Origin of the sequence: Streptomyces sp. SID5464 (assembly GCF_009862985.1) — a bacterium.
In the GTDB taxonomy this organism is placed as follows: Bacteria; Actinomycetota; Actinomycetes; order Streptomycetales; family Streptomycetaceae; genus Streptomyces; species Streptomyces chartreusis_D.
Genome location: NZ_WWIQ01000050.1, coordinates 1 through 24,374 on the forward strand (window position 1 = coordinate 1; position 24,374 = coordinate 24,374).

Below are 24,374 nucleotides of genomic sequence, written 5' to 3' on the forward strand. Positions count from 1 at the left end.
CTTCCTTTGTACTCACCCTCTCGGGCTTTCCTCCGGGCGCTTCCCTTCGGTGTTTCCAACTCTACCAGTGTTTTTCCGGCCCCCGGACCACCGTCCTGCAGGCATGCAGAAGGCGACCCCGAGATAGGATCTGACAAGTTGGGTGCTGCCAGGCGAGGACACGAAGTTGCGTCGCTCAGCCCCAAGCAGGAGTACGACTGTACACGCGGCCGTGGAGCGGGTGCAAATCGATATGCGGTATGGTCTAGACCACTCTGAAGGGCTCACGCGGAACCGGCACTTCAGGTGACATACCCTGCTGAACAGTGTGCCGCCCGGTACCGACAGGGACGGCCCATATCGATCTCCACCCCTGGGAGGCTTCCCATGACCACCGTGACGTCCCCACTCGAAGGACGCGCCATCGGACTGGCAGCCGTGCCGGATCCGGTCTTCTCCGGGGCCATGGTCGGCCCGGGCACAGCGATCGACCCCGTACGTGAGCCTTCCGAGGCCGTCTCCCCCGTGGACGGCGTCATCGTCTCCCTGCACCCGCACGCGTTCGTCGTCGTCGACGAGAACGGTCACGGTGTTCTCACCCACCTCGGTATCGACACCGTGCAGCTCAACGGCGAGGGTTTTGAGCTGCTCGTGAACAAGGGTGACACCGTCAGGCGCGGTCAGGGCATCGTGCGCTGGAACCCGGCTGCCGTCGAGGCCGCCGGCAAGTCCGCGATCTGCCCGATCGTGGCGCTGGAGGCCACGGCCGAAGCACTCTCCGATCTTCGTGACGACGGCGATGTGAAGGCCGGCGACAGTCTCTTCCTCTGGAAGTGACATCAGTGCCGTCGTACGGCGGCCAGCAGGAGAAGCAACGGGGCGGTTGGATCCGCCGCACTATCGGAGACGGGTGAGATGGACACAACGCTGCGAGGCGTCGGCGTGAGCCACGGTGTGGCTATCGGCGAGGTTCGGCACATGGGAACGGCGGTGCTGGAGCCGCCCGCGAAGCAGATCCCCGCGGAGGAAGCGGAGCGTGAACAGGGGCGCGCCCGCAAGGCCGTGGAGGCTGTGGCGGCCGACCTGATGGCACGGGGCAACCTGGCGGGGGGTGAAGCCCAGGCGGTGCTCGAGGCGCAGGCCATGATGGCCCAGGACCCCGAGCTGATGGCAGACGTGGAGCGACGGATCGCCGTCGGCAGCACGGCCGAGCGCGGGGTGTACGACGCGTTCGCCGCGTACCGCGAGCTGCTGGCGGGCGCCGGTGAGTACCTCGCCGGTCGCGTCGCCGATCTCGACGACGTGCGGAATCGTATCGTCGCCCGTCTGCTGGGGGTGCCGATGCCGGGTGTCCCCGACAGCGACGAGCCCTATGTCCTTGTGGCCCGTGACCTCGCGCCCGCCGACACGGCGCTGCTGGACCCGACTCTGGTGCTCGGCTTCGTCACCGAGGAGGGCGGTCCGACCAGCCACAGCGCGATTCTGGCGCGGGCGCTCGGGGTGCCGGCCGTGGTCGCCCTGCCGGGTGCGGGCGAGCTCGCCGAAGGCACGATGATCGCCGTCGACGGCAGCACCGGCGAGATCTTCGTGGACCCGAGCGACGAGAAGAAGGCTCAGCTCGAGGCCGCGGCCGCCGAGCGCAAGGCGGCGCTGGCGGCCTCGACCGGTCCTGGTGCCACCGCTGACGGTCACAAGGTGCCGCTGCTCGCGAACATCGGTGGCCCTGCGGATGTGGAGGCAGCCGTCGAGGCCGGGGCCGAGGGTGTCGGTCTCTTCCGTACCGAGTTCCTCTTCCTGGACGACAGCAAGCAGGCGCCGTCCGAGGAGAAGCAGGTCACCGCGTACCGGCAGGTGCTGGAGGCGTTCCCCGAGGGGCGTGTCGTGGTGCGGGTGCTGGACGCGGGTGCGGACAAGCCGCTCGACTTCCTGACGCCGGCCGACGAGCCGAACCCGGCGCTCGGCGTACGGGGTCTGCGGACGCTGCTGGATCACCCGGAGGTCCTGCGTACTCAGCTGACGGCGCTCGCGAAGGCCGCGGAGGGGCTGCCGGTCTACCTCGAGGTCATGGCCCCGATGGTCGCGGACCGGACAGATGCGCGGGCCTTCGCGGACGCGTGCCGAGAGGCTGGGCTGCGGGCGAAGTTCGGCGCGATGGTCGAGATTCCGTCGGCGGCGCTGCGGGCTCGCTCGATCCTCCAGGAAGTCGAGTTCCTGTCGCTGGGGACGAACGACCTGGCGCAGTACACCTTCGCCGCCGACCGTCAGGTGGGTGCGGTCTCTCGTCTCCAGGATCCGTGGCAGCCCGCGCTGCTCGACCTGGTGGCGCTGTCCGCCGAGGCGGCGAAGGCCGAGGGCAAGAGCTGTGGCGTCTGTGGTGAGGCCGCGTCCGACCCGCTGCTCGCGTGTGTGCTGGCTGGTCTGGGCGTCACCTCTCTTTCGATGGGTGCGGCGTCGATTCCTTATGTCCGGGCCACGCTGGCGAAGTACACACTGGCGCAGTGCGAGCGGGCCGCCGCGGCGGCTCGGGCTTCGGACAGCGCCGAGGACGCGCGCAGCGCGGCGCAGGCGGTGTTGTCCGGCGAGTGAGCCGGACCTGGCCGGCCGAGGCTGCCCGGGCGGGGCGCTCCACTGCGGTGGGGCGCCCCGCCGCTTTACTCAGTGGTTGTGTCCCTGCGCGGGATTCACCTCTCCCAGGTCGGGCGGCTCGCAGTAGTCGACGTTGGATTCGGGGGAGATCAGGTCGCCGGATTCGACGTCGGTGCAGTAGGCGTCGAAGACTTCTCCCGCGGTGAGGGGCTGGAGTCCGTATGCGCGCAGGCGCCAGCCATAGACGCGGTCGGGGTTGCCTGGAGCGCTGACGCGGATGACGAGTCCTCCGGGGCTTTCGGTGGCCAGGCCGAGGGCCAGGACCGTGGTGAACTCGAGGGCTTCGGTCTCGTCCAGTTCCACGGCGCCGCCGGTGTCGGCGACGTGGAGGGCGGCGAGGATCGTCTCGGGCGGTCCGGTGACGCTGCATACGAGGTGCCGGTTGCCGGACGGGGCCGTGTCGAGGATGCGGACCAGGAGGTCCGAGGCCCGGGCGAAGGCGGCGCGTCCAAGGTCCTCGCCGCAGGAGGTGCAGGCGCCCAGGCGAGCGAGGAGTGTGGTCGCGTACTCCCAGGTGGCCTGACGCACGGCCTCGTCGACGAGGGCGGGGAGGAGGTCGGACAGAGGCTGGCCGTCGTACGGAAGGGTCGGGCCTGTGACCGCGAGTCGTGCCGTGAAGCGTGTGCGGCTCGACGGGTTGTCTGGATCAAGGCCTTTCTGCGTGCAGAACTCGGCGTATTCCTCGGGGTCGAAGAGGGCCACCGTGGTGTGGCTGCCTTGCAGGGCCCGTGTCCTGAGGAGGCCTTCCACATGCTTGAGGTAGGCCGTGTGGTCGTCGAAGGTGAAGCTGCGGTAGCACCGCATGGCCCGGAAGTCGTGCTCGTCGGTGAGCAAGCCGATGGTGCCGGCGATTTCGCGGCTCAGGACACGTCGCATGGTCCGGCTGTCGGTGTGCGTCATTGTTCCCCCTGTGCACGGTCGATCAATGCTCACTCACAGTAACCGGCAGCACTGACAACCAGGGCCGAGCAAGTGATCGCGCATCCGAAAGAAGGCGAAAAGTGCATTCCGTCGACAGTCCCGGTTACGACGAGTGGTCGGAGGGTGGTGCCGGTCAGGCGCGTTTGCGGGCCAGGTCCTCGTAGAAGCTCAGCAGGTCGAGGTTGTCGATGGAGCCCGGGTTGACCGCCTTCTCCAGCGGGGTGCCCTGGAGGAGGCGTTTGACCGGGACCTCGATGCGTTTGCCGGTGAGGGTGTGGGGGACGCCGGGTACTTCGATGATCTCGTCGGGGACGTGGCGCGGTGACAGTTGTTCGCGGATGGTCTGCTTGATGCGGTTCAGCAGGGCCTCGTCCAGGGCGGCTCCGGGGGCCAGGTGCACGAAGAGGGGCATCCAGTAGCCGCCGTCGGGCTGTTCGATGCCGATGACGAGGGATTCCTTGATCTCGGGGAGGCGCTCCACGGCCTCGTAGATGTCGGCGGATCCCATGCGTACGCCCTGGCGGTTGAGTGTGGAGTCGGAGCGGCCGTGGATGACGACGGATCCGCGGGAGGTGACGGTGATCCAGTCGCCGTGCCGCCAGACGCCGGGGTACGTGTCGAAGTAGCTGTCGCGGTAGCGGCTGCCGTCGGGGTCGTTCCAGAAGTGGATGGGCATCGACGGCATGGGGTTGGTGACCACGAGCTCGCCGACCTCGTCGACCAGGGGGGAGCCGCTCGGGTCCCAGGACTGGAGGTCGGTGCCGAGGCAGGGGGCCTGGAGCTCGCCGACGTAGACGGGGAGGGTCGGTACGGCTCCGGCGAAGCAGGAGCACACGTCCGTGCCGCCGCTGACGGAGGCGATCCACAGGTCGTCGCGGACCTCGTCGTGGAGCCAGCGGAAGCCGTCGGGCGGCAGGGGGGAGCCGGTGGTGGCGACGCACTGGACGGAGGAGAGGTCGAAGTCGCGTGACGGGTGGACGCCCGCCTTGCGGCAGGCCATGACGTAGGCGGCCGACGTGCCGTAGAGGGTGGCCTCGGTGCGTTCGGCGATGCGCCACTGGGCGCCGGTGTCCGGGTAGCCGGGGCTGCCGTCGTAGAGGACGATCGTGGTGCCGGTGAGCAGGCCGGAGACGAGGAAGTTCCACATCATCCAGCCGGTCGACGTGTACCAGAAGAAGCGGTCCTCGGGGCCCAGGTCGCAGTGCAGGCCGAGCTGCTTGAGGTGCTCGACCAGGATGCCGCCCTGGGACTGGACGATGGCTTTGGGCAGGCCGGTCGTGCCGGAGGAGTAGAGGACCCACAGGGGGTGGTCGAAGGGCACCTGCTCGAAGACGGGGGCCGTGTCGGCTGAGGTGAGGGCGGACCAGTCCAGGGCGCCCTCGGGTGCCTCGGTGCCCAGTAGGGGGATGTGGACGACGGCGCGCAGGGTGGGCAGTTCGCGGCGTAGTTCGGCGACGATCTCGCGGCGGTCGTGCTCCTTGCCGCCGTAGCGGTAGCCGTCGACCGTGAACAGCACGACGGGTTCGACCTGCTGGAAGCGGTCGAGGACGCTGCGGGCGCCGAAATCGGGCGCGCAGGAGGTCCAGACGGCGCCCACGGCGGCTGTGGCGAGGAGGGCGACCACGGCCTGCGGGACGTTGGGGAGATAGCCGCTGACACGGTCTCCCGGGCGTACGCCGAGCGCGCGCAGTTCGGCGGCCAGGGAGCCGACCTGGCTGCGTAGCTCGGCCCAGGTGACGGGGCTTGGCTCGTGCGTTTCGTCGACGTACAGGAGGGCCGGTTCGTCAGCGCGGGTGTCGGCCGCACGCAGGGCGTGTTCGGCGTAGTTGAGGGTCGCTCCGGGGAACCACTGGGCGCCCGGCATCGAACGGTCGCCGAGCACGCGCGCGTAGGGCGTCCGGAAACGGACGTCGAACCACTCCGTGACGGCTTTCCAGAAGGTGTCCAGCTCGTCGACGGACCAGCGCTGGAGGGCCGCGTAGCCGCCCTCGGCGGGGGCGCCGTGGTGCTCGGCCGCCCAGGCCTGGAACCTCGTGATCCGTGCCCGGGCGATGCGCTCGGGGTCTGGCTGCCACAGCGGCTGAGGACTATCGGTCGACATGGTCGGCTCCCGGACTGTGCGCGTCGTGTGCGTCCTCCGCGCACGGGCTGGGGTGTGCGCGTGACGCGGCTGGCACGGACAATGCCATGTGATCGACTTCGGCACCAGGGTGCGCCCCACATAGTCCGTGTCGTGAAGATGTGGTCCTGGCACGGGTGAACGGCAGTTGAACGACACGCGCGCGCGGGGCGGTCAGTGGCAGGGTGAGCAGCATGAACGGTCGTGACCTGGTGCGTTCGGTGAAAGCGGTGGGGTCGGTGGGCGCGGCGCAGGGTGTGCGTACCGTACGAGCAGCGTGGCGCAGGCGGCGGGCCGACGCCACCGGGCTGCCGTCGCGGGGGGCGGAGCGTGCGCGGGTGCCCGGGTCCGTGCAGGAGGTGGAGCCGGGGCCGGGGGGTGGTGTCGTCCGGTTCAGCCGGTCGGAGCTGCGGATTCTGGTCGCTGTGAACGGAGCCGTCTTCTGGGGCTGGGACGGGGCGGAGCCGGAGCCGTCGTACGCGCTGGCCGGCCGGTGTCCGGAGGCGGATCCCCGGGCGGTGCTGGAGCCGGACAAGGACGGCGGCTGGCGGGTGGTGGCCGAGCGGGTGACGGTCGTCGTGTCGCGGCACGGCGCGGTGGAGGTGCGCACCCCGGGTGGCGTGACGTTGCGTCGTGATCTGCCGCCGCGGTGGTGGGAGCCGGTCGGTGGCGGCCCGGCGCGGTGGATGCAGCGGTCGGAGGTGGCTGCCGACGCGCGGTTCTTCGGGCTGGGTGGTCGTGCCTCGGGTCCTCGGTTGGCGGACGGGACGTACCGGCTGTGGAACACCGACCCCGGTCACGCCTTCGGGCCCGGTGACGACCCGCTGTACATCACGATGCCGGTGCAGCTGGTGGTGTCCGACAGCGGTACGCATCTGGTGTTCCACGACAGTTCGTGGGACGGCACGGTGACGCTGCGGGAGGGCGAGGAGGGCGCCGGTTCGGGACATGACCAGGCCGGGACGAGCGAGCTGCGGATGGACGGCGGTCCGCTGCGCTGCTGGGTGATGGCGGGCACCCCCGCGCGCGTGCTGCTCGCCTGGGCCTCACTGACCGGCGCGCCCGCGCTGCCGCCCGCGTGGGCGCTCGGGCACCACCACGCGCGGTGGGGATTCGGCAGTGAGCAGGAGGTGCGGCGGATCGTCGCGGGTTACCTGGAGCACGGTCTGCCGCTCGACGCCGTGCACCTGGACATCGACCATTTCGACGCGCACCAGGTGTTCACCGTCGATCAGGACCGCTTCCCGAAGCTGCCCGTTCTGGCCGAGGAACTCCGGCGGGACGGCATCCGGCTGGTGTCGATCGTCGATCCTGCTGTGAAGGCCGTGCCCGGCAATGCCGTGTACGACGGCGGTACGGCCGAGGACGCGTTCGTGCGGGACGCCTCGGGGCAGGTCGTACAGGGGGTCGCGTGGCCTGGGGAGTCGGTGTTTCCCGACTTCACGCACGCGCGCGTGCGCGAGTGGTGGGGCGGTCTCTACGAGGAGCGGCTCGCGCAGGGCTTCTCGGGTTTCTGGCACGACATGAACGAGCCCACGTCGTTCGCCGCCTTCGGAGAGGCGACGCTGCCGCGTTCGGCGCGGCACTCCCTGGAGGGGCGAGGCGGTGACCATCGTGAGGCACACAACGTGTATGCGTTGTGCATGGCCCGGGCGGGCTTCGAAGGGCTGCGGAAACTCGCGCCCCAGGAGCGGCCGTTCCTGTTCTCCCGCTCCGGGTGGGCCGGCCTGCAGCGCTACGGCGGGACGTGGTCGGGTGACGTGGCCACCGGCTGGCCGGGACTGCGGGCGTCCTTGGCGCTGGTGATGGGGCTCGGTCTGTGCGGCGTGCCGTACTCGGGGCCGGACATCGGAGGCTTCGACGGGGATCCCTCGCCCGAGCTTTTCGTGCGGTGGTTCCAGCTGGGGGCGTATCTGCCGCTGTTCCGTACGCACGCGAGTCTGCGGGCGGGGCGCAGGGAGCCGTGGGAGTTCGGTGCCGAGGTGCTGGAGCACGCGCGCGTGGCGCTCGTGGAACGCCGGCGGCTGCTGCCGTACTTCATGACGCTGGCGCATCTGGCCCGGCGTACCGGGGCGCCCTATGTGCGGCCTCTGTGGTGGGCGGCTCCGGAGGAGCGGGCGCTGCGTGACTGCGGGGACGCCTTCCTGCTGGGTGACAGCCTGCTGGTGGCGCCGGTGCTCGACCCGGGCGCGGACCGGCGTGCCGTGCAGCTGCCGCGGGGGCGCTGGTACGACACGGTGACGGAGCAGGCGTACGAGGGGCCTGCGCAGGTGCTCGTCGACGCACCCCTGTCGCGGATACCGGTGTTCGCACGCGCGGGTGCGGTACTTCCCGTACGCGGGGAGGACGGCGGGCTGGAGCTGGAGGTGTGGGCGCCCGCCCGGGGACGGACCGGGGGCGGGCTGGTCGTGCCGGACGGGGGCGAGGGGTGGGACGAGCCGGAGATCGAGCGCTACACCGCCCGGTGGACGGGCTCGCGGGTGGTCGTCGAGCGGGAGGGTGAGGACGGCACGGGCGAGCCGTCCCACCCGGTGCGCGTCCGCGGGGCAGGGGAGCTCGGAGCTCAGATGTAGCGGCCTTCGAACCAGGCCCGTACGGCCACGGTGTGCAGGGGGAAGGCGAGTTCCTCCGCCCTGCGCAGGAGGTGCCAGCCCTCCGTCTCCTCCGTGGCGGCGGAGGGCGGCAGGCCCTCGGCAGGCCGCTCGGGAAGGAGGCCGAACAGCAGCAGGTGTCCGTCGGGCGAGCTCATCGCGTCGACGAGGCGTACGTCGCGGACGGCCGCGTCGATGCCGGTTTCCTCCTTGAGTTCGCGTACGACGGCGTGCCGCCAGTCCTCCCGGTCGTCGATGTAGCCACCGGGCAGGGCCGTGCCCCCGCGCGCGGGAGCGACGGTTCGGGTGATGACGACCAGGGCGGTGCCCTTGGTGTCGTACACGGGCTGGAGGGCCACCGCGACCGGGAGTGGATTGCGGTAGGCCACGCTGCCGCACGCCGGGCAGGTGCGGGGCCAACCGGAGACGCCCTCTCCGTAGGGCGCGCCGCAGCTCGAACAGTGGGAGTCCGGCGCGGAGTTGGAACTGGAGTGCTGAGTTTCGGACACGCGGCGGACTGTAGCCGATCACGGAGAGGGCGTCTCGGGCGGGCGGCTCAGTGTGCGCTGGTGATCGCCTTCCTGGACACGGGGAAGTCGAAGTAGGTGTCCGGGTAGGGCTCGGGCTTGTAGGTGTAGTGCCACCACTCCTCTGCCAGGTTCACGAAGCCGAGACCCTCCAGGGTGCTCTTGAGCAGCAGCCGGTTGGCGCGCTGTTCGCCCTGGACGCGGGGGTCGAGGGTGTGCGAGAGGGTGTCGAAGCAGTCGAAGCCGGTCCCCATGTCGACGGAGTTGTCGGGGAACCGCTCGTCCTTGGGGGCGAAGCACGGCACGAGGGGCTCTCCGGGGTGGTACGGCCGGGTCGGCTTCGCCGGCAGTTTCACGAGCGTGACGTCAAGGGTCGATCCGCGGCTGTGGCCTGACTTCTCGGCGATGTAGCCGTCGGCGAACAGCCGGGTCTTGTCGACGTTCGGGTAGAACTCGCCCTTCATGGCCTGGTCGTCGAGGTCCTTGGCCCAGCGGACGAAGTGGTCCACCGCGCGCTGCGGTCGGTAGCAGTCGTAGACCTTCAGTGTGTAGCCCTGGCGCAGCAGCTTCGTCTGGGCCCTGTGGAGGGCTTGGGCGGCGGGGCGGGTGAGGACGCAGATCGGCTGGGCGTAGCCGTCGATGCGCTCGCCGACGAAGTTGTGCGGGGTGAAGTAGCGCATCTCCTGGATGATCGTCGGGTCCACGCTTCTCAGGGCCACGAAGTCCTTGGGCGCGTGGGGTCCCGTCTTGGCCTGGGCGGTGGCGGTGGGGGCGGTCGCTGCCAGCACGGCGGCGAAGGCGGTGAGCAGGCCGCGTGCCACGGTGGTGAGTCGTGTCATGGGCCTGCGTCTACCAGGAGAGGGTCCCGCCGGGGAAGGGATGCCGAGACGCGGAAGGCCGTGGCAGACTTCTGACATACCGTCAGGTCACGTCTGCGGGGAGGCAACGGTGTCGCGTACACGAACGCCGGTGGTCGCGGGGTGGTTCGCCGGGGAGGGGGAGGATTTCCGGCTGCTCGGCACGCGCTGCGCGGCCTGCGCCTCGGTCTTCTTCCCCCGCGAGGACCACCACTGCCGCAACCCGGCCTGCGCGGGCGGAGAGTTGGCGGAGGTCCCGCTGTCGCGGCGTGGCCGCGTCTGGTCGTACACGGACAGCCGGTATCGGCCGCCGTCACCCTACGTGAGCGATCCGGAACTTCCGTGGGAGCCGTGCGCGTTGATCGCTGTGGAGCTGGAGGCCGAGCGCCTCGTGGTTCTGGGACAGGCGGCTCCCGGGGTCACCGTCGCGGACCTGACGGTGGGCATGGAGGTGGAGGTCGTGCCCGGTGTGCTCCACGAGGACGCGGAAACGACCTGGACGACGTGGCACTGGCGGCCGACGGGGGTGAAGGCATGACGGGCGAGGTGGCGGTGCTGGGCGCGGGCATGCACCCCTGGGGCAAGTGGGGACGGAACTTCGTCGAGTACGGCGTCGCAGCGGCCCGCGCGGCGCTCACCGACGCCGGGCTGGACTGGCGGGACATCGGCTCGATCATCGGCGCGGACACCGTCCGTGGCGGCTATCCCGGGTATGTCGCCGGAGCGACGTTCGCGAAAGCACTGGGCTGGCAGGGGGCCCGGGTCACGAGCGTGTACGCCGCGTGCGCGTCCGGGGCACAGGCCGTGGACGCCGCGCGGGCCCAGATCCTCTCCGGGCTCGCCGAGGTGGTGCTCGTGGTCGGAGCCGACGCCGCTCCCAAGGGATTCTTCCGCCCCGCGGGCGGCGACCGACCCGACGATCCCGACTGGCTGCGGTTCCGGGTTCTCGGGGCGACCAACCCGGTGTACTTCGGGTTGTACGCCCGCAGGCGCATGGCCCTGCACGGCGACACGCCGGGTGACTTCGCACGGGTGAAGGTGAAGAACGCCGCGATGGGAGCGCTGAACCCCCATGCGCGCTACCGCCGGCGGGTCACCGCCGAGGAGGTCGCCGCCTCCGCCGTCGTCGCCGATCCGCTGCGGCTGCTCGACATCTGCGCGACCTCCGACGGCGGCGCGGCGGTGGTGCTCTCCAGCATGGAGTTCGCGCGGCGCCACGGCCATGCGGATCCGGTGCGGATCCGGGCCGTGTCCACGGTGACGCCGCGGTACCCGAACACCGTGCTGGACCTGCCGGACATCGCCACGGACTCCGCAGTGGCGGTCGACCCGGCCGCCGAGACGTTCCGGGTGTCCATCGCCCGGGCGGCCTACGAGGAGGCGGGCGTCGGGCCGGAGGACCTGTCACTGGCCGAGGTCTACGACCTTTCCACGGCGCTCGAGTTGCAGTGGTACGAGGACCTGGGGCTGTGCGGTGAGGGCGAGGGCGTGAAGCTGCTGCGGGACGGAGCGACGGCCCTGGGCGGGCGAATACCGGTGAACGCCAGCGGTGGTCTGGCCTCCTTCGGCGAGGCGGTTCCAGCGCAGGCGATAGCCCAGGTGTGCGAGCTGGCCTGGCAGTTGCGGGGCGAGGCAGGTGACCGGCAGGTCGCGGGAGCGCGCGTGGGCATCAGCGTGAACCAGGGGTTGTTCGGTCATGGATCGGCGCTGATCGCGGTGCGGTGAGCCGCGGGGCCGGGACGCGGCTCGGGACAGTGCCCGGACGTCCGCGGGATGGCGCCGGGGGGCACCGAGCGATGCCGGCTCGGACGCCGGTGGTGCGGTCGCGACCGTGCCTTGGCATACGCTGTGTGACCGCTCCGGAATCCTGCGTGAACGTCTCATGAACTGCGCTTGGGCCTGCGCCGGTGGAGTCATCATGCTCCCGTGCACTCCTGGACGGATACTCTCCGCTTCGCCTTCCAACCGGTGGTCAACCTGACGACCGGCGCGGTCGCGGGACTGGAGATACTCGCCCGCCCGGAGGCCGGCGACATCCTGGCCGAGGCCCGCCGGGACCCCGAGCTCGACAGCCGACTGGCGGTGTCGGCGGTCCGCGCGGCGGTGCGCAAGGAGACGCTGTTGCCACTGTTCGTCAACGTCTTCGCCGGCACCCTCGCGGACCTCGGCGGCCTGCCTTCGCTGCATGACGCCGTGCGCGAGGCCGGGCGGCTTCCGTGGGAGGTGACGATCGACGTCTGTCCGCCGTACACGCACGTGCCGCAGCGGGCACTGCTGGAGGGGGTGTCCAGGCTGCGCGATCAGGGCTTCCGGATCTGCGCGGACGGTGTCGGTGACGGGGACGTGCCCTTGCGGCTCCTCGCGGACATCACGCCCCAGCTGGTGAAGCTGGACGCGTCGCTGCTGGCACGGCCGGCGGTGGTGCGGTCGATGCGGACGCTGTGCGACGGGTTGGGAGCCCTCCTGGCCGTCGAGGGCGTGGAGACCGAAGGGCAGTACGCGGCGGCGCTGGCGGCCGGGGCACAGCTGGCACAGGGCGAGCTGTTCGCCCCGCCGGCCCGGCTGCCCGCTGCGGACGTCTATGTTCCGCCCCGCTCCCCCGCCGATGTGGCCGTGCCGCGGTCGGGGCCGTCGGTGCGGGAGTTCGTGCGGCCCGCCGCGCTGCTGCCCGCCTCGGCGTCCGCGGGGCAGGTGCGGGCGCTGCTGACCGGGTCACCGGATGTGTCCGGGGTGCTGCTCGTGGACACCGCCGGAGTGCCGGTCCGGTCGGTGCACCGGTCCCGCTTCCTGTTGTCGATGTCGGGGCGCTACGGGCACGCCCTGTACGCCGATCGGCCCGCGGCCAAGCTCGGTGACCCGCCGCGGACGGTGGGCATCGACGCCACCGCATGGGAGGTGCTGGACGTCGTGGCGGTCGGTGGGCGGGACCGCACGTCGGACGATGTGGCCGTCGTGGACGAGTACGGGCGCTGTGTGGGCGTCGTACGGCTCGCGGATCTCGTGCGCGCACTGGCCGAGACGCGGGTGGAGGAGGCGGCGGGGTTGAATCCGCTGACGCGCCTGCCCGGCTCGGACGCGATCACCGGTGAGGTGGACCGGCGGATCGCGTCCGGGCGGGCCTTCGCGCTGAGCTGGCTGGACGTCGACCACTTCAAGCAGGTCAACGACGGGGCCGGGTTCGCGGCGGGCGACGAGCTGATCCGGGCGGTGGGGCGTGCTTTGCAGCAGGCCGCGACGGACGGCACCCGCGTGGGACACATCGGCGGCGACGATTTCCTGGTGCTCGCAGAACCGGAGGGGCTCGATCCGCTGGCCGCCGCCGTGCTGGACGCTCCCTGGTCGGCCGACGGTCGGCCGGTCACGCTGTCGCTCGCCACGGTGCTGTGCGCGCCGGGCAGTGTGACCGACCACCGGCAGGCGGCGGCTTGCCTGGCGCCCCTGAAGAAGGCGGCGAAGGCGTTGCACGGTGCGAGTTGGGTGCTGGGCCGGGCGGGCACGTCCGGACATGAGACCCGCCGCGGCGCTGAGCCGGCACCGGCCCCGGCTTGAGAGGACCGCGCAGGGGCTCCCGCAGCCTGGAGGGGCGGTGTGCAGGACTGAGAGCCCGCACCGGCCCGGCGGGGTCGTGGCGCTGTCCGGGTGGGCGCCCGGGCACGGCAGTGACCGGCTCGCCAGGGCCCGGCAGACGGCCTGGGGCGGGGCACGACTCGTCCGGTTGAGAGACCGCCTGGTCAGGTGGATGCTGGTGGCTAGCAAGCGAGGAGTCAGGTGCGTCTGGGCGGTCGCCTACGGCGGAGCCCGGCGGAGGCCGGACGACACCACCAGCAAGGCCTTGCGCGGCTCACGGAAGCACGCGCAGGCCCCGACCAGATCTGAACAGTGACCCGACCGGGCGCCGCCAGGGCCGTGCAACCGGCCACCCGGCCCGGCAGTCCCGCCACCGTCACCCCAGGCCGTCAACCGTTGCGGTCGGCGACCTTGACGCCCCCTGGGCGCCGGTGAACACTTCCGGTGTCAGTCGACATCGCCGTACATACTCGGCGTATCCGGCACTGCGGCGCGTCGGCGCGCCTACGCCAAGGCCCTTTCTCCACGGGCGATTCGGCTGCGATCGGCACGCTCGTCACGGACGCCGGGCGGGGCGCGGGATTTTCCTGCCTTCGGCTGAAGTAGCCATGGGAAACGCACCCCGCACATGAGGACCGGGGCGGATCGTCCCGGGGCCTCGCCCTAGGAGCCGCCATGAGCAACGTGGACATCTTCGTTCGGCGAGATCATCGGCACGGCGATCCTGCTCCTCGTCGGCGCGGGGGTCTGCGCCGCCGTCACCCACAAGGTCCGGGCTCGGCATCTTCTCCGCCGTCCCGGAGATCAGGAACCCGTTGGCCAACCTGATGGCGGGGTTCCTGGGGGTTACGCCTGAATCCCGGTGGCAGGGCCCGCGGCCGGCGGAATTCTCGGGGCCCTCATCTACAACACAGCCTTCTGACCAAGCGATCAAGAGGTAGTAGCCATGACGGACAACTCCGAGAAGTACGTAGCAGCGATCGACCAGGGCACCACCTCGAGCCGCTGCATCGTCTTCGACCAGAACGGTGCCATCGTCGCCGTGGACCAGCGTGAGCACCGACAGATCTTCCCGAAGCCCGGGTGGGTGGAGCACGACGCCACCGAGATCTGGTCCAAGGTGCAGGCGGTGGTCGCCGGGGCGCTCGCCAAGGCCGGGCTGCGCGCCGACCAGCTGAGCGCGATGGGAATCACCAACCAGCGCGAGACGACTCTCCTGTGGGACCGCACGACCGGAAAGCCGGTGCACAACGCCATCGTGTGGCAGGACACGCGGACGGCGGCGCTGTGCAACCAGCTGGGCGGCTCGGACGGGCAGGACCGCTTCCGCGAGCAGACGGGTCTGCCGCTGGCCACCTACTTCTCCGGACCCAAGGCGGCGTGGCTGCTCGACAACGTGCCCGACCTCCGGGCCCGGGCGGAACGCGGTGAGATCGCCTTCGGAACGATCGACTCCTGGCTGATCTGGAACCTCACCGGCGGCACCGACGGCGGGCAGCACGTCACCGACGTGACCAACGCCGGGCGCACCATGCTGATGAACCTGGAGACCCTCCAGTGGGACTCCTCGATCGCCTCGGCGATGAACATTCCCGAGGCCATGCTGCCGGAGATCCGGTCCTCCGCCGAGGTGTACGGCACTGCCGTCGGCCAGCTCGCCGGCGTGCCCGTGGCCTCCGCGCTGGGCGACCAGCAAGCCGCCGTGTTCGGCCAGGCCTGCTACGACGTGGGCACCGCGAAGAACACGTACGGCACGGGCAGCTTCCTTCTGCTCAACACCGGAAACCGCCCGGTGCCGTCGAAGAGCGGCCTGCTGACGACGATGGGATACAAGATCGGCAGCGAGGCGCCGGTCTACTGCCTGGAGGGGTCGATAGCCATAACGGGCGCGCTGGTCCAGTGGTTCCGCGACCAGCTCGGCATCATCCGTACCGCCGACGAGATCGAGCCCCTGGCCGCGAGCGTGGAGGACAACGGGGGCGCGTACATCGTGCCGGCGTTCTCGGGCCTGTTCGCGCCGTACTGGCGCTCCGACGCTCGGGGCGTGGTCACCGGGCTGACCCGCTACGTCACGAAGGCGCACCTCGCGCGCGCGGTGCTGGAGGCGACCAGCTGGCAGACACGCGAGGTCGTGGACGCCATGTACCAGGACTCCGGGGTGCACATCACCACCCTGAAGGTCGACGGTGGCATGACGAAGAACAACCTGCTCATGCAGCACCAGGCGGACGTGCTCGACGTGCCGGTGGTGCGGCCCAAGGTCTCCGAGACGACCTGTCTGGGCGCCGCGTACGCGGCCGGTCTGGCCACCGGCGTGTGGAACGACCTTGACGAGCTCAAGGCGCACTGGCAGAAGGACGTCGAGTGGACACCGTCCATGGACGCGTCGGTGCGGGATCGCGAGCACCACAACTGGCGCAAGGCCGTGGAGAAGAGCTTCGGCTGGGAGGAGGACGGCGACAGCTAGCCACGCGCGCGTGGAGCGGCCTTTCCGGACTGCGGACCGTACCCCTGTCGGCGGGGGTACGGTCCGCGCCCGCTGGTCGGGCGAGCGTCAGGTGGCCACCGTCTGGCGGCGGTCGGCCGCGTACGCCATGGCGTGCTGGACGACGCCGATGAGTGCTTCCTTGACCGACTCGCGGTCGCGGGCGTCGCACATCATGAGCGGGACGCCGTCGTCGAGGTCGAGGGCCTGGCGCACGTCCTCGACCGGGTAACGCGGGGCGCCCTCGAAGCAGTTGACGCCGACGAGGAACGGTATCTCGCGCCGTTCGAAGTAGTCGACGGCGGCGAAGCAGTCCTCAAGGCGGCGGGTGTCGGCGAGGACGACGGCTCCGAGGGCGCCCTCGGAGAGCTCGTCCCACATGAACCAGAACCGCTCCTGGCCGGGCGTGCCGAAGAGGTACAGCACCAGGTCCTCGCGGAGCGTGATGCGGCCGAAGTCCATGGCCACGGTCGTGGTGTGCTTGCCTTCCACACCGCTGGTGTCGTCGACCGGGCGCCCGGCCTCGGTGAGCAGCTCCTCGGTGCGCAGCGGCCGGATCTCGCTGACCGCGCCGACGAGCGTGGTCTTGCCCACGCCGAAGCCGCCGGCCACCAGGATCTTGAGCGTGACGGGCTCGACCGGAGGCTTGCCGCGCTCAGAACGCCCGAAGATCATCGATCTCTTCTCCTGCTTGATGGGGGTCGGGCGACGGCGGGCCGTAGCCTCCGCCGCCTGGGGTTTCGATGACGAGTACGTCGCCCGCGACGACATCCGCGGAGTCGCTGCCGCCGAGTTCGGTCACGGCGCCGTCGGCGTGTTCCACCCGGTTGGCGCCGAGAGCGCCCGGCTCGCCGCCCGCCATACCGTACGGGGGGACACGGCGGTGCTGGGACAGTGTGGAGACGGTCATGGGCTCCAGGAACCGGATGCGACGCACCGCGCCGTCGCCGCCGCGCCACCGGCCGGCTCCGCCGCTGCCGCGCCGGACCGCGAAGTCCTCGAGGCGCACGGGCAGTCGCCACTCCAGGACCTCGGGGTCGGTGAGGCGGGAGTTGGTCATGTGCGTCTGGACGACGGGGGCGCCGGGGAAACCGTCGCCCGCGCCGGAGCCGGAGGCGACGGTCTCGTAGTACTGGTGGCGTTCGTTCCCGAAGGTGACGTTGTTCATGGTCCCGGAGCCCTCGGCCTGGACGCCCAGCGCCGCGTAGAGGGCACCGGTGATGGCCTGGGAGGTCTCCACGTTGCCTGCGACGACGGCGGCCGGCGGCTCGGGGGAGAGCAGGGAGCCGGGCGGTACGACGATGTCCAAGGGGCGCAGGCAGCCGTCGTTGAGGGGGATGTCATCGGCGACGAGCGTGCGGAAGACGTACAGGACGGCCGCGTTGACGACCGAGAAGGGGGCGTTGAAGTTGGTGGGCAGCTGCGCCGAGGTGCCGGTGAAGTCGATGGTCGCCGCACGGTTCTCGCGGTCCACGCGCACGCTGACGCGAATGACCGCGCCCGAGTCGGTCTCGTAGGCGTAGTCGCCGTCGTCGAGGGCGTCGATGACGCGGCGTACGGCCTCTTCCGCGTTGTCCTGGACGTGCCTCATGTAGGCCTGGACGACATCGAGGCCGAAGTCCTCGATCATGCGGCCGACCTCGTCGACGCCCTTCTGGTTGGCGGCGATCTGGGCGCGCAGGTCGGCGAGGTTGGTCTTCGGGTTGCGGGAGGGGTACGGCGCCTCGGTGAGCAGGCGGAGGGTCTCGGCCTCGCGGAAGCGGCCGTTCTCGGCGAGCAGCCAGTTGTCGAAGAGGACGCCCTCCTCTTCGATGGTGCGGCTGTTCGCGGGCATGGAGCCGGGGGCGATGCCGCCGATCTCGGCGTGGTGGCCGCGTGAGGCGACGTAGAAGAGGATCTCCGGGTCACTCTCCGTGTCGTCCGACGGTGCGGTGTCGAAGACGGGGGTGATCACGGTGACGTCGGGCAGATGGGTGCCGCCGTGGTACGGGTCGTTGACGGCGTACGTGTCGCCCGGGCGCATGCGGGAGCCCCGCCGCCGGATGACCTCCTTGACGCTCGTGCCCATGGAGCCCAGGTGGACGGGGATGTGCGGGGCGTTGGCCACCAGGTTTCCGTCAGGGTCGAAGAGCGCGCAGGAGAAGTCCAGGCGCTCCTTGATGTTGACGGACTGGGCCGTGGATTCGAGGCGGGCGCCCATCTGCTCGGCGATGGACATGAAGAGGTTGTTGAAGACCTCAAGGAGAACGGGGTCGACTTTTGTATCGAGATCGGAACTCTGCGTAATCGCGGCCCGTTCCATGACCAGATGCCCGTCGTCGGTCGCCACGGCCCGCCAGCCGTCGTCGACGACGGTCGTCGCGCCGGCTTCCGTGATGATCGCGGGACCGGTGACGGTGTCGCCGGGAGGAAGGGCCTCGCGGCGGTGGAGGGGTACGTCGCGCCAGGCTCCGCCCGTGTGGAGGCGGACGGTTCGCGACGCCGCGGGGCTGCCGTCGGTCGTGGCCTCGTAGGGAGCGAGGGCGGACAGATCGGGGGGTTCGGTGGTGCCGGTGGCTTCTACGGAGAGGGCTTCGACGACGATCGGGCGGTCGAGCGTGAAGGAGTACGTGGCGCGATGACGTTCTTCGAAGGCGTGCCGCATGGTGCAGGGGTCGGTCAGCTCGACGGTGAGGGTGGTGTCTGTGCCGTCGTAGCGGAGCTGCGCGCGGCGGGTGATCTCGATGTGCTCCTCGGGGACGTCCTCGGCGAGGAGTTCGGCGCGTGCCGCGGCTTCCAGGTCTTCTGCGGTCTTGAGGACACCGGGCATGGAGGCCGGCTCCAGTGGTGCCTCGACGGACTGTTCGCGCATGGCGGTGGTGTCGGCGAGGCCGATGCCGAGTGCGGAGAGGACACCGGCCATGGGCGGCACGAGGACGGTGCGGATGCCGAGCGAGTCGGCGACCAGGCAGGCGTGCTGGCCGCCGGCGCCGCCGAAGGTGGTGAGGGCATAGCGGGTGACGTCATGGCCCTTCTGGACGGAGATGCGCTTCACGGCGGACGCGATGTTGGCGACGGCGATCTGCAGGTAGCCCTCGGCGACCTGTTCGGGCGTGCGGTCGTCGCCGGTCTTCTCGCGGATCTCACGCGCGAGGGCGGTGAAGCGGTCCCGGACGAGCGCGTCGTCGAGGGGCTCGTCGCCGTTCGCGCCGAACACCTTCGGGAAGTGGGCGGGCTGGATGCGACCGAGCATGACGTTGGCGTCGGTGACGGCGAGCGGGCCGCCGCCGCGGTAGCAGGCGGGCCCCGGGTCCGCGCCCGCCGAGTCAGGCCCTACGCGGTAGCGGGAGCCGTCGAAGTGCAGGACCGAGCCGCCGCCGGCGGCGACGGTGTGGATGTCGAGCATGGGGGCGCGCAGCCGGACGCCGGCGATCCGGCTGGTGAAGACGCGTTCGTACTCGCCCGCGAAGTGGGAGACGTCGGTGGAGGTGCCGCCCATGTCGAAGCCGATGACGCGGTCGAAGCCGGCGAGCTGCGACATGCGGGCCATCCCGACGATGCCGCCGGCCGGCCCGGACAGGATGGCGTCCTTGCCGCGGAACTGGCCGGCCTCGGTGAGACCGCCGTTGGACTGCATGAACATCAGCCGTACGCCTTCCAGGGCGTCGGCGACGTGCCGGACGTAGCGGCGCAGGACGGGAGAGAGGTAGGCGTCGACGACGGCGGTGTCCCCGCGGGGGACGAGTTTCATCAGGGGGCTGACTTCGCTGGAGAGCGAGATCTGCGGGAAGCCGATGCGGGCGGCGAGTTCCCCGACGGCACGTTCGTGGGCGGGGTGGAGGTGGCTGTGCATGCAGACCACGGCGACGGCCCGGATCCCGTCGTCGTACGCCTCTCGGAGGGGCGCGGCGAGGGCGTCGAGGTCGGGCGCGCGCAGGAGGGTGCCGTCGGCGGCGATGCGCTCGTCGACCTCGACGACCCGTTCGTACAGCAGCTCGGGCAGTTCGATGCGGCGGGCGAAGATGCTCGGGCGGTTCTGGTAGGCGATGCGCAGGGCGTCGCGGAAGCCCCGGGTGATGACCAGCAGGGTGCGTTCGCCCTTGCGCTCCAGGAGGGCGTTGGTGGCGACCGTGGTGCCCATGCGCACGGTGTCGACGGGGTCGTCGGAGCCGGCCAGCAGGGTGCGGACGCCCTCGACGGCCGCGTCGGCGTAGCGGGCGGGGCTGTCCGACAGCAGCTTGTGCGTGAACAGCCGGCCGTCCGGGCGACGCGCGACGATGTCGGTGAACGTGCCGCCTCGGTCGACCCAGAACTGCCAGCCTGTCACGTCAGTACCCCGCTTCCGCGCTGCTCACAGCGCCCGGAGGCCGTTGATCACGTCGCGCAGAATACTCTCGTCCGGCAGTTCGGCAGGGGGTACGGGCCGGTTCACATGGACGAATTCCGCGTCCACGAGATCTCCGACAAGGACCCGTACCACCCCGATCGGCAGGTCGAGTTCCGCTGCGAGTTCGGCGACCGACTGCGGGACGTCACGACACAGTTCGACGATGTCCACATGCTCCGGGGAGAGCATGTGGTCCGCTTCCGGGTCGTCCGCGTGCGGTTCCGTGACCACGACCGCGATCAGGTCCAGGCGGTGCTGGCCCTGGCTGCTGGTGCGGCCGCGCGTCATGGCGTACGGACGGACGACCGGTCCGGCCTCGTCGTCGAACCAGTGGCTTCTTCCCTGACCGTCAGCGCTCATGTCATCCCACTACCCGCCTGCGGGCAGATCGGTGCGCGGAGCGGCACCCAGATGCACACCCACCCGCTTCACGAGGAGCGTCATCTCGTAGGCGACCTGGCCGACGTCCGAGTCGGCGTCCGAGAGGACGGCGAGGCAGCTGCCGTCGCCGGCGGCCGTCACGAACAGGAAGGCGTCGTCGAGCTCGACGACCGTCTGACGGACGTTGCCGGCCTCGAAGTGGCGTCCCACGCCCTTGGCAAGGCTGTGGAATCCGGAGGCGACGGCGGCCAGGTGCTCGCTGTCCTCCCTGGTCAGGTCCCTGGACAACCCTGTCGGCAAACCGTCGCCGGAGAGCACGAGGGCCTTGCGGATACTCGCGACGCGGTCCACCAGGTCGTCGAGGAGCCAGTTCAGCTCCCCCTTGTTGGCTGCGGTGTGGCCGGTCGCCTTCGGTGCGGTCATCGACCGTCCCCCTCTGTCGTTCCTTGTCGTGCTGTGCCGCTGTGGGCGGCGTCGCCCGCTGCGTTCTCCTCGCGGCCGCGCTGCCAGCCGCGCTGGAGCGAGGCCATACGGCTGCGTACTTCGTCGGCGTCGCGTTCGACGGGCTCGGTTCTGTCCTCGGTACGCGGCTCGGACCCCCGCTTCAGCTGGGGTGCCAGGTTGGCCTGGCGGACGCGCCGGGGCAGCGGCGCAGTGCCGGAGCGAGGCTCGTCCGGTGCGGAGCCGGGACTCTGTCCCCGTCGTCCGGAGCCGGGAGTCGACCCGGTCCCCTGCGGCATGGCAGCGGAAGCGGTCACCTGGCGCGCGGGCCCGCCGGTGGACTCCGGCCCGGGGCCCGGCCGACGGTCGGGGCCGTCCGGGCCACTCGAGGCGATCTCCGCGCGGCGTGTCCGCGTGGAAAGAGTGGGCGGTTCCGGCCCGGTGCCGGACGAGGCCGGCGATTCCATGCGGTCGTCGTTCCGCCCGGCCGCACCGATGCCCCGGCGGCCGGACTCCGCACCCCGACGGCGGGCCGGCAGGGGTGGCGGTGCGTCCGGCTGGGTTTCACCTCGCCGGCTGCCGGTCGAGGAGCCTTCGGTGCGGCGGCGGACCGGAAGCGCGGTCGCGGGCTCCGGCCCGGACCGGCCCGTGGCCCCGCCGCTCACGGAGGCGTCGCCCCGGCGACGCGAAGGGAGCGGGGCGGTGCCGTCCGGCTCCGCTCGACCGGTGCCCGAGGTGGTCTCCTCCTCGGTCTTCCCTCGCCGGGGGCGCTGCTCGGTGACCGGGCGCCCGTGCGAGCTGACCAGCTTCGGGGTGTGGCGGCGCGGCAGCTGGACCGGGGCGTTCGGGTCGTCGTCGGTGTCGGTCCGGTCGTGTGCGCTGTGGGCGTCGGCGGCCTGGCGCGGATCGGCGCGGCGGCCGGCTGCCTCGTCCTGGGCGCGGGCGAGGGGCCGGGGGCGGAACAGAGCGCCGTGTTCGCTGTCCTCGTCATCGAGCGCGCCGGGGAAGCCGCCGATGGCGTCCAGGTCGACGGGCGCCTCCAGCTCCACCGGGCCGTCCAGGAGGGAGGCCGGCAGGCCGGGCCGTTGCGCGGGCCCCTGGGACAGCGCGGCGCGGCGGCTGTCCTGCGGCTCGCTCTCCTTGGCCAGCTGGGGGCGGTCGAGCCGGAACCCGATGCCGTTCGTGTCCGGGGCGTCGTCCGTCAGCAGGGCGTCCGGGATGAAGACGACGGCGGTCGTGCCGCCGTACGGGGAGGGCTGCAAGGAGACGCGGACGTTCTGCCGCTGGGCGAGACGGCTGACCACGAACAGGCCGAGCCGGTCGGTGTCGGACAGCTCGAACTCCGGGGTCTCGGCGAGCCGGAGGTTGGCGTCCAGGAGCGCTTCGGCTGCCATGCCGAGGCCACGGTCGTGGATCTCCAGGGTGAAGCCGTTGGCGACTCGCTCACCCAGGACCTGGACGGCGGTGTGCGGTGGCGAGAAGACCGTGGCGTTCTCGAGGAGTTCCGCCACGAGATGGGTGATGTCGGCGACGGCCGGGCCGGTGACGGCGATACGCGGAAGGCGGCGGACCTCGATGCGCTCGTAGTCCTCGACCTCGGCGACGGCGGCGCGTACGACGTCCATGAGCTGGACGGGCTTGCGCCACTGCCGGGAGGGCGCGGCGCCGGAGAGGATCACGAGGCCCTCGGCGTGCCGGCGCATGCGGGTGGTCAGGTGGTCGAGGCGGAACAGGTCGGCGAGTTCCTCGGTGTCCTCGGTCCGGCGCTCCATGGCGTCGAGCAGGGTGAGCTGCTTGTGGAGCAGGACCTGGCTGCGGCGCGCGAGGTTGACGAAGACCTCGGAGACGCCGGCGCGCAGCTCGGCCTGCTTGACGGCGGCTTCGACGGCGGCGCGCTGGAGGGTGTTGAGGGCCTGGCCGACCTCGCCCATCTCGTTCTTGTCGTACTCGAGGCGCGGGACCTCGGTCTCGACGTCGACCTGCTCGCCGGCCGACAGCCGGCGCATCACGCTGGGCAGCCGCACTCCGGACGCCTCGTGGGCCTCCAGCCGCAGCTGTCGCAGGTCACGGATGAGGGTGCGGCCGACGCGGACGGACAGGAAGAGGGAGACCAGGAGAGCGAGCAGGCCGAGCACGCCGGCGATGACCGCCTTGGCGATGACGCCCATGGCCACCGGTTCGACGCGGTTCTGGTAGCGGTCGTTGGCCTGGTCGTTGAGCGTGCCGAGTTCGTCGAGTACGTTGCCGGCCGCGCTGTCCCAGCTCTTGGCGGTGACGCCGCGCGGGGTTCCGTCGGCGGATGAGACGGCCGCCTCCTCGGCCACGCGCAGCGGAGCGGTGGAGGCGTTCTTCCAGAAGCTCTCGTAGCGGTCGCGTTCCGAGACGGGCAGCAGCGGGAGGTTGGTGTCGTACATCAGGGTGCGCTGCGCCACGAGGTCGGAGATATCACGCTCTTCGGAGCGCGAGATCTTGCCGACGATCAGGGCGGAGCCGAGCAGGGCGTCCTCGCGGGAGAGCAGTTCGCGGGCGCGTGCGACATTGACCAGCGCGCGGTACTGCTTGTCCAGTTCCACGTTGTCGACGACGTGGAGGTTGGCGAGCAGGACGTAACACGGGTCGACCAGCCGGTTGTAGAGGTCGAGGGCCTGGGAGCGGTTGACGGTGCCGTCCTCGACACTGCGGCGCAGCGACTCGATGCCCTCGAAGGCGTCCAGGACCGCGGTCAGCCGCTCGTCGGTGTCCGCTCCCATCGCGTCGCGCACGTCCGGATTCCGCGCGTTCTCACGGATGCTGCCGACGGCCTCGTCGGTGGCGGTCCGGCTGCGCCGGAGTGCGGCGAGCCCGTCGGAGGCACGGGGGTCGGCGAGGTAGACCAGGGTCTGACGACGCTCCTCCTGGAGGACACGGACGGTGTCCTCGATCGGATAGCCGATCTTCTCCACCACGGACGACACGTTGAACAGGTCGCCCGCCTCACGTCCCGTGAGCACCGTGGCGAAGGCCCAGATCGCGGTGAGGGACACCAGCGGCACGAGAAGCAGCGCCACGATCTTCCGGCGGATGGACTTCCCGCGAAAGCGCATGGCCTCCCCCAGCTCGGGCCCCCGGGCTACCGGGGGTACACATGTGCGTCAACAAACGGCGCGAGCCTACTACCGACGCCCAGGGAACTCGAAAGCCGGTCCGGAAGGTGAACTTCCGCGCCACGCACGAGGCATGTGGAGTTGTCCGGGCATTGCGGGAGTTGTCTCCCCGAAACCGATCGCGGTCGCGTGGGTCAAGGCCCCTGGACCGCCTGAGCGGTTGGCTGAAATTTTTCGGTTTCGGGGAATCTTCGTGGGGGGTTGTTCGTCCTTCTCTACGGGAAATGGGGGCGGAATCGGCCACAGGAGCCGCATCCCGCCCCTGGGCGGCGTAAAGCAGCGCAAGCCGGGCAGCCACTGGGGAGCAAGGGTCTTCGGATGTGAGCGAGCAGTCTGCCGGCGGTGGGGAGT

16 protein-coding genes and 1 pseudogene are annotated in these 24,374 nt (G+C 70.9%); 8 read left to right on the forward strand and 9 right to left on the reverse strand.

The genetic code is table 11. The annotated features are described in order from the left end of the window. Window positions 1–366: 366 nt before the first annotated feature. Window positions 367–816, forward strand: a complete 450-nt coding sequence (locus GTY47_RS24075; RefSeq protein ID WP_010046252.1) for a PTS glucose transporter subunit IIA — start codon at window positions 367–369, stop codon at window positions 814–816. A gap of 78 nt (window positions 817–894) precedes the next feature. Then, on the forward strand, window positions 895–2,565 hold the full coding sequence (gene ptsP, locus GTY47_RS24080; protein WP_010046253.1) for a phosphoenolpyruvate--protein phosphotransferase: 1,671 nt from the start codon (window positions 895–897) through the stop codon (window positions 2,563–2,565). A gap of 69 nt (window positions 2,566–2,634) precedes the next feature. On the opposite strand, the gene GTY47_RS24085 is transcribed toward ptsP, so the two are convergent. Beyond that, window positions 2,635–3,525 (reverse strand): hypothetical protein, encoded by an 891-nt coding sequence (locus GTY47_RS24085; protein ID WP_010046255.1) that lies wholly within the window; start codon window positions 3,523–3,525, stop codon window positions 2,635–2,637. Window positions 3,526–3,679: 154 nt separating this feature from the next. After that, on the reverse strand, window positions 3,680–5,647 hold the full coding sequence (locus GTY47_RS24090) for an acetoacetate--CoA ligase (protein WP_010046258.1): 1,968 nt from the start codon (window positions 5,645–5,647) through the stop codon (window positions 3,680–3,682). Between the two features lie 212 nt (window positions 5,648–5,859). Between GTY47_RS24090 and GTY47_RS24095 the strand changes: the two genes are divergently transcribed. Further along, complete coding sequence (locus tag GTY47_RS24095) at window positions 5,860–8,238, forward strand: TIM-barrel domain-containing protein (RefSeq protein ID WP_040904132.1); 2,379 nt, start codon at window positions 5,860–5,862, stop codon at window positions 8,236–8,238. Here the strand turns inward: GTY47_RS24095 and GTY47_RS24100 are convergent. Both GTY47_RS24100 and GTY47_RS24105 read right to left on the reverse strand, forming a co-directional pair. Then, window positions 8,229–8,765, reverse strand: a complete 537-nt coding sequence (locus tag GTY47_RS24100) for an NUDIX domain-containing protein (protein ID WP_029181620.1) — start codon at window positions 8,763–8,765, stop codon at window positions 8,229–8,231. The two genes, GTY47_RS24095 and GTY47_RS24100, sit on opposite strands and share 10 nt — an antisense overlap. 47 nt (window positions 8,766–8,812) lie before the next feature. Next, window positions 8,813–9,622 carry a M15 family metallopeptidase gene (locus GTY47_RS24105; protein ID WP_010046264.1) on the reverse strand — a complete coding sequence of 270 codons (810 nt, stop codon included), beginning with the start codon at window positions 9,620–9,622 and terminating at the stop codon, window positions 8,813–8,815. Window positions 9,623–9,752: 130 nt separating this feature from the next. Between GTY47_RS24105 and GTY47_RS24110 the strand changes: the two genes are divergently transcribed. The 5 genes and pseudogenes from GTY47_RS24110 (at window position 9,753) to glpK (ending at window position 15,674) form a co-directional block, all read left to right on the forward strand. Then, window positions 9,753–10,178, forward strand: a complete 426-nt coding sequence (locus GTY47_RS24110; RefSeq protein WP_010046266.1) for a zinc ribbon domain-containing protein — start codon at window positions 9,753–9,755, stop codon at window positions 10,176–10,178. Beyond that, complete coding sequence (locus tag GTY47_RS24115; protein WP_010046268.1) at window positions 10,175–11,365, forward strand: lipid-transfer protein; 1,191 nt, start codon at window positions 10,175–10,177, stop codon at window positions 11,363–11,365. The genes GTY47_RS24110 and GTY47_RS24115 overlap by 4 nt, the downstream gene beginning before the upstream one ends. Window positions 11,366–11,566: 201 nt before the next feature. Further along, a complete protein-coding gene (locus GTY47_RS24120; RefSeq protein ID WP_010046271.1) occupies window positions 11,567–13,189 on the forward strand; it encodes a GGDEF domain-containing protein in 1,623 nt (540 codons plus the stop codon). 693 nt (window positions 13,190–13,882) lie between these two features. Next, window positions 13,883–13,970 (forward strand): annotated as a pseudogene (locus GTY47_RS41195) (aquaporin family protein); the annotation flags it as partial. A 183-nt stretch (window positions 13,971–14,153) separates the two neighbouring features. Further along, window positions 14,154–15,674, forward strand: coding sequence for a glycerol kinase GlpK (gene glpK / locus GTY47_RS24130; protein WP_010046273.1), 1,521 nt, complete (start codon window positions 14,154–14,156; stop codon window positions 15,672–15,674). Between the two features lie 87 nt (window positions 15,675–15,761). On the opposite strand, the gene GTY47_RS24135 is transcribed toward glpK, so the two are convergent. Genes GTY47_RS24135 through GTY47_RS24155 form a run of 5 tightly spaced genes read right to left on the reverse strand, consistent with a single transcriptional unit; the run spans window position 15,762 to window position 23,963 of the window. After that, the gene (locus GTY47_RS24135) at window positions 15,762–16,367 is read right to left on the reverse strand and encodes an ATP/GTP-binding protein (RefSeq protein WP_010046276.1); all 606 of its coding nucleotides are present in this window, start codon (window positions 16,365–16,367) and stop codon (window positions 15,762–15,764) included. Then, window positions 16,348–19,998 carry a hydantoinase B/oxoprolinase family protein gene (locus GTY47_RS24140; protein WP_010046278.1) on the reverse strand — a complete coding sequence of 1,217 codons (3,651 nt, stop codon included), beginning with the start codon at window positions 19,996–19,998 and terminating at the stop codon, window positions 16,348–16,350. The genes GTY47_RS24135 and GTY47_RS24140 overlap by 20 nt, the downstream gene beginning before the upstream one ends. Window positions 19,999–20,022: 24 nt before the next feature. Further along, window positions 20,023–20,418 (reverse strand): DUF742 domain-containing protein, encoded by a 396-nt coding sequence (locus tag GTY47_RS24145; RefSeq protein ID WP_010046285.1) that lies wholly within the window; start codon window positions 20,416–20,418, stop codon window positions 20,023–20,025. 9 nt (window positions 20,419–20,427) lie between these two features. Beyond that, a complete protein-coding gene (locus GTY47_RS24150; RefSeq protein WP_010046286.1) occupies window positions 20,428–20,862 on the reverse strand; it encodes a roadblock/LC7 domain-containing protein in 435 nt (144 codons plus the stop codon). Next, window positions 20,859–23,963: a nitrate- and nitrite sensing domain-containing protein gene (locus GTY47_RS24155; RefSeq protein WP_010046287.1), complete on the reverse strand. Its 3,105-nt coding sequence runs from the start codon at window positions 23,961–23,963 to the stop codon at window positions 20,859–20,861. Before GTY47_RS24155 ends, GTY47_RS24150 begins: the two co-directional genes overlap by 4 nt. Window positions 23,964–24,374: the final 411 nt, after the last annotated feature.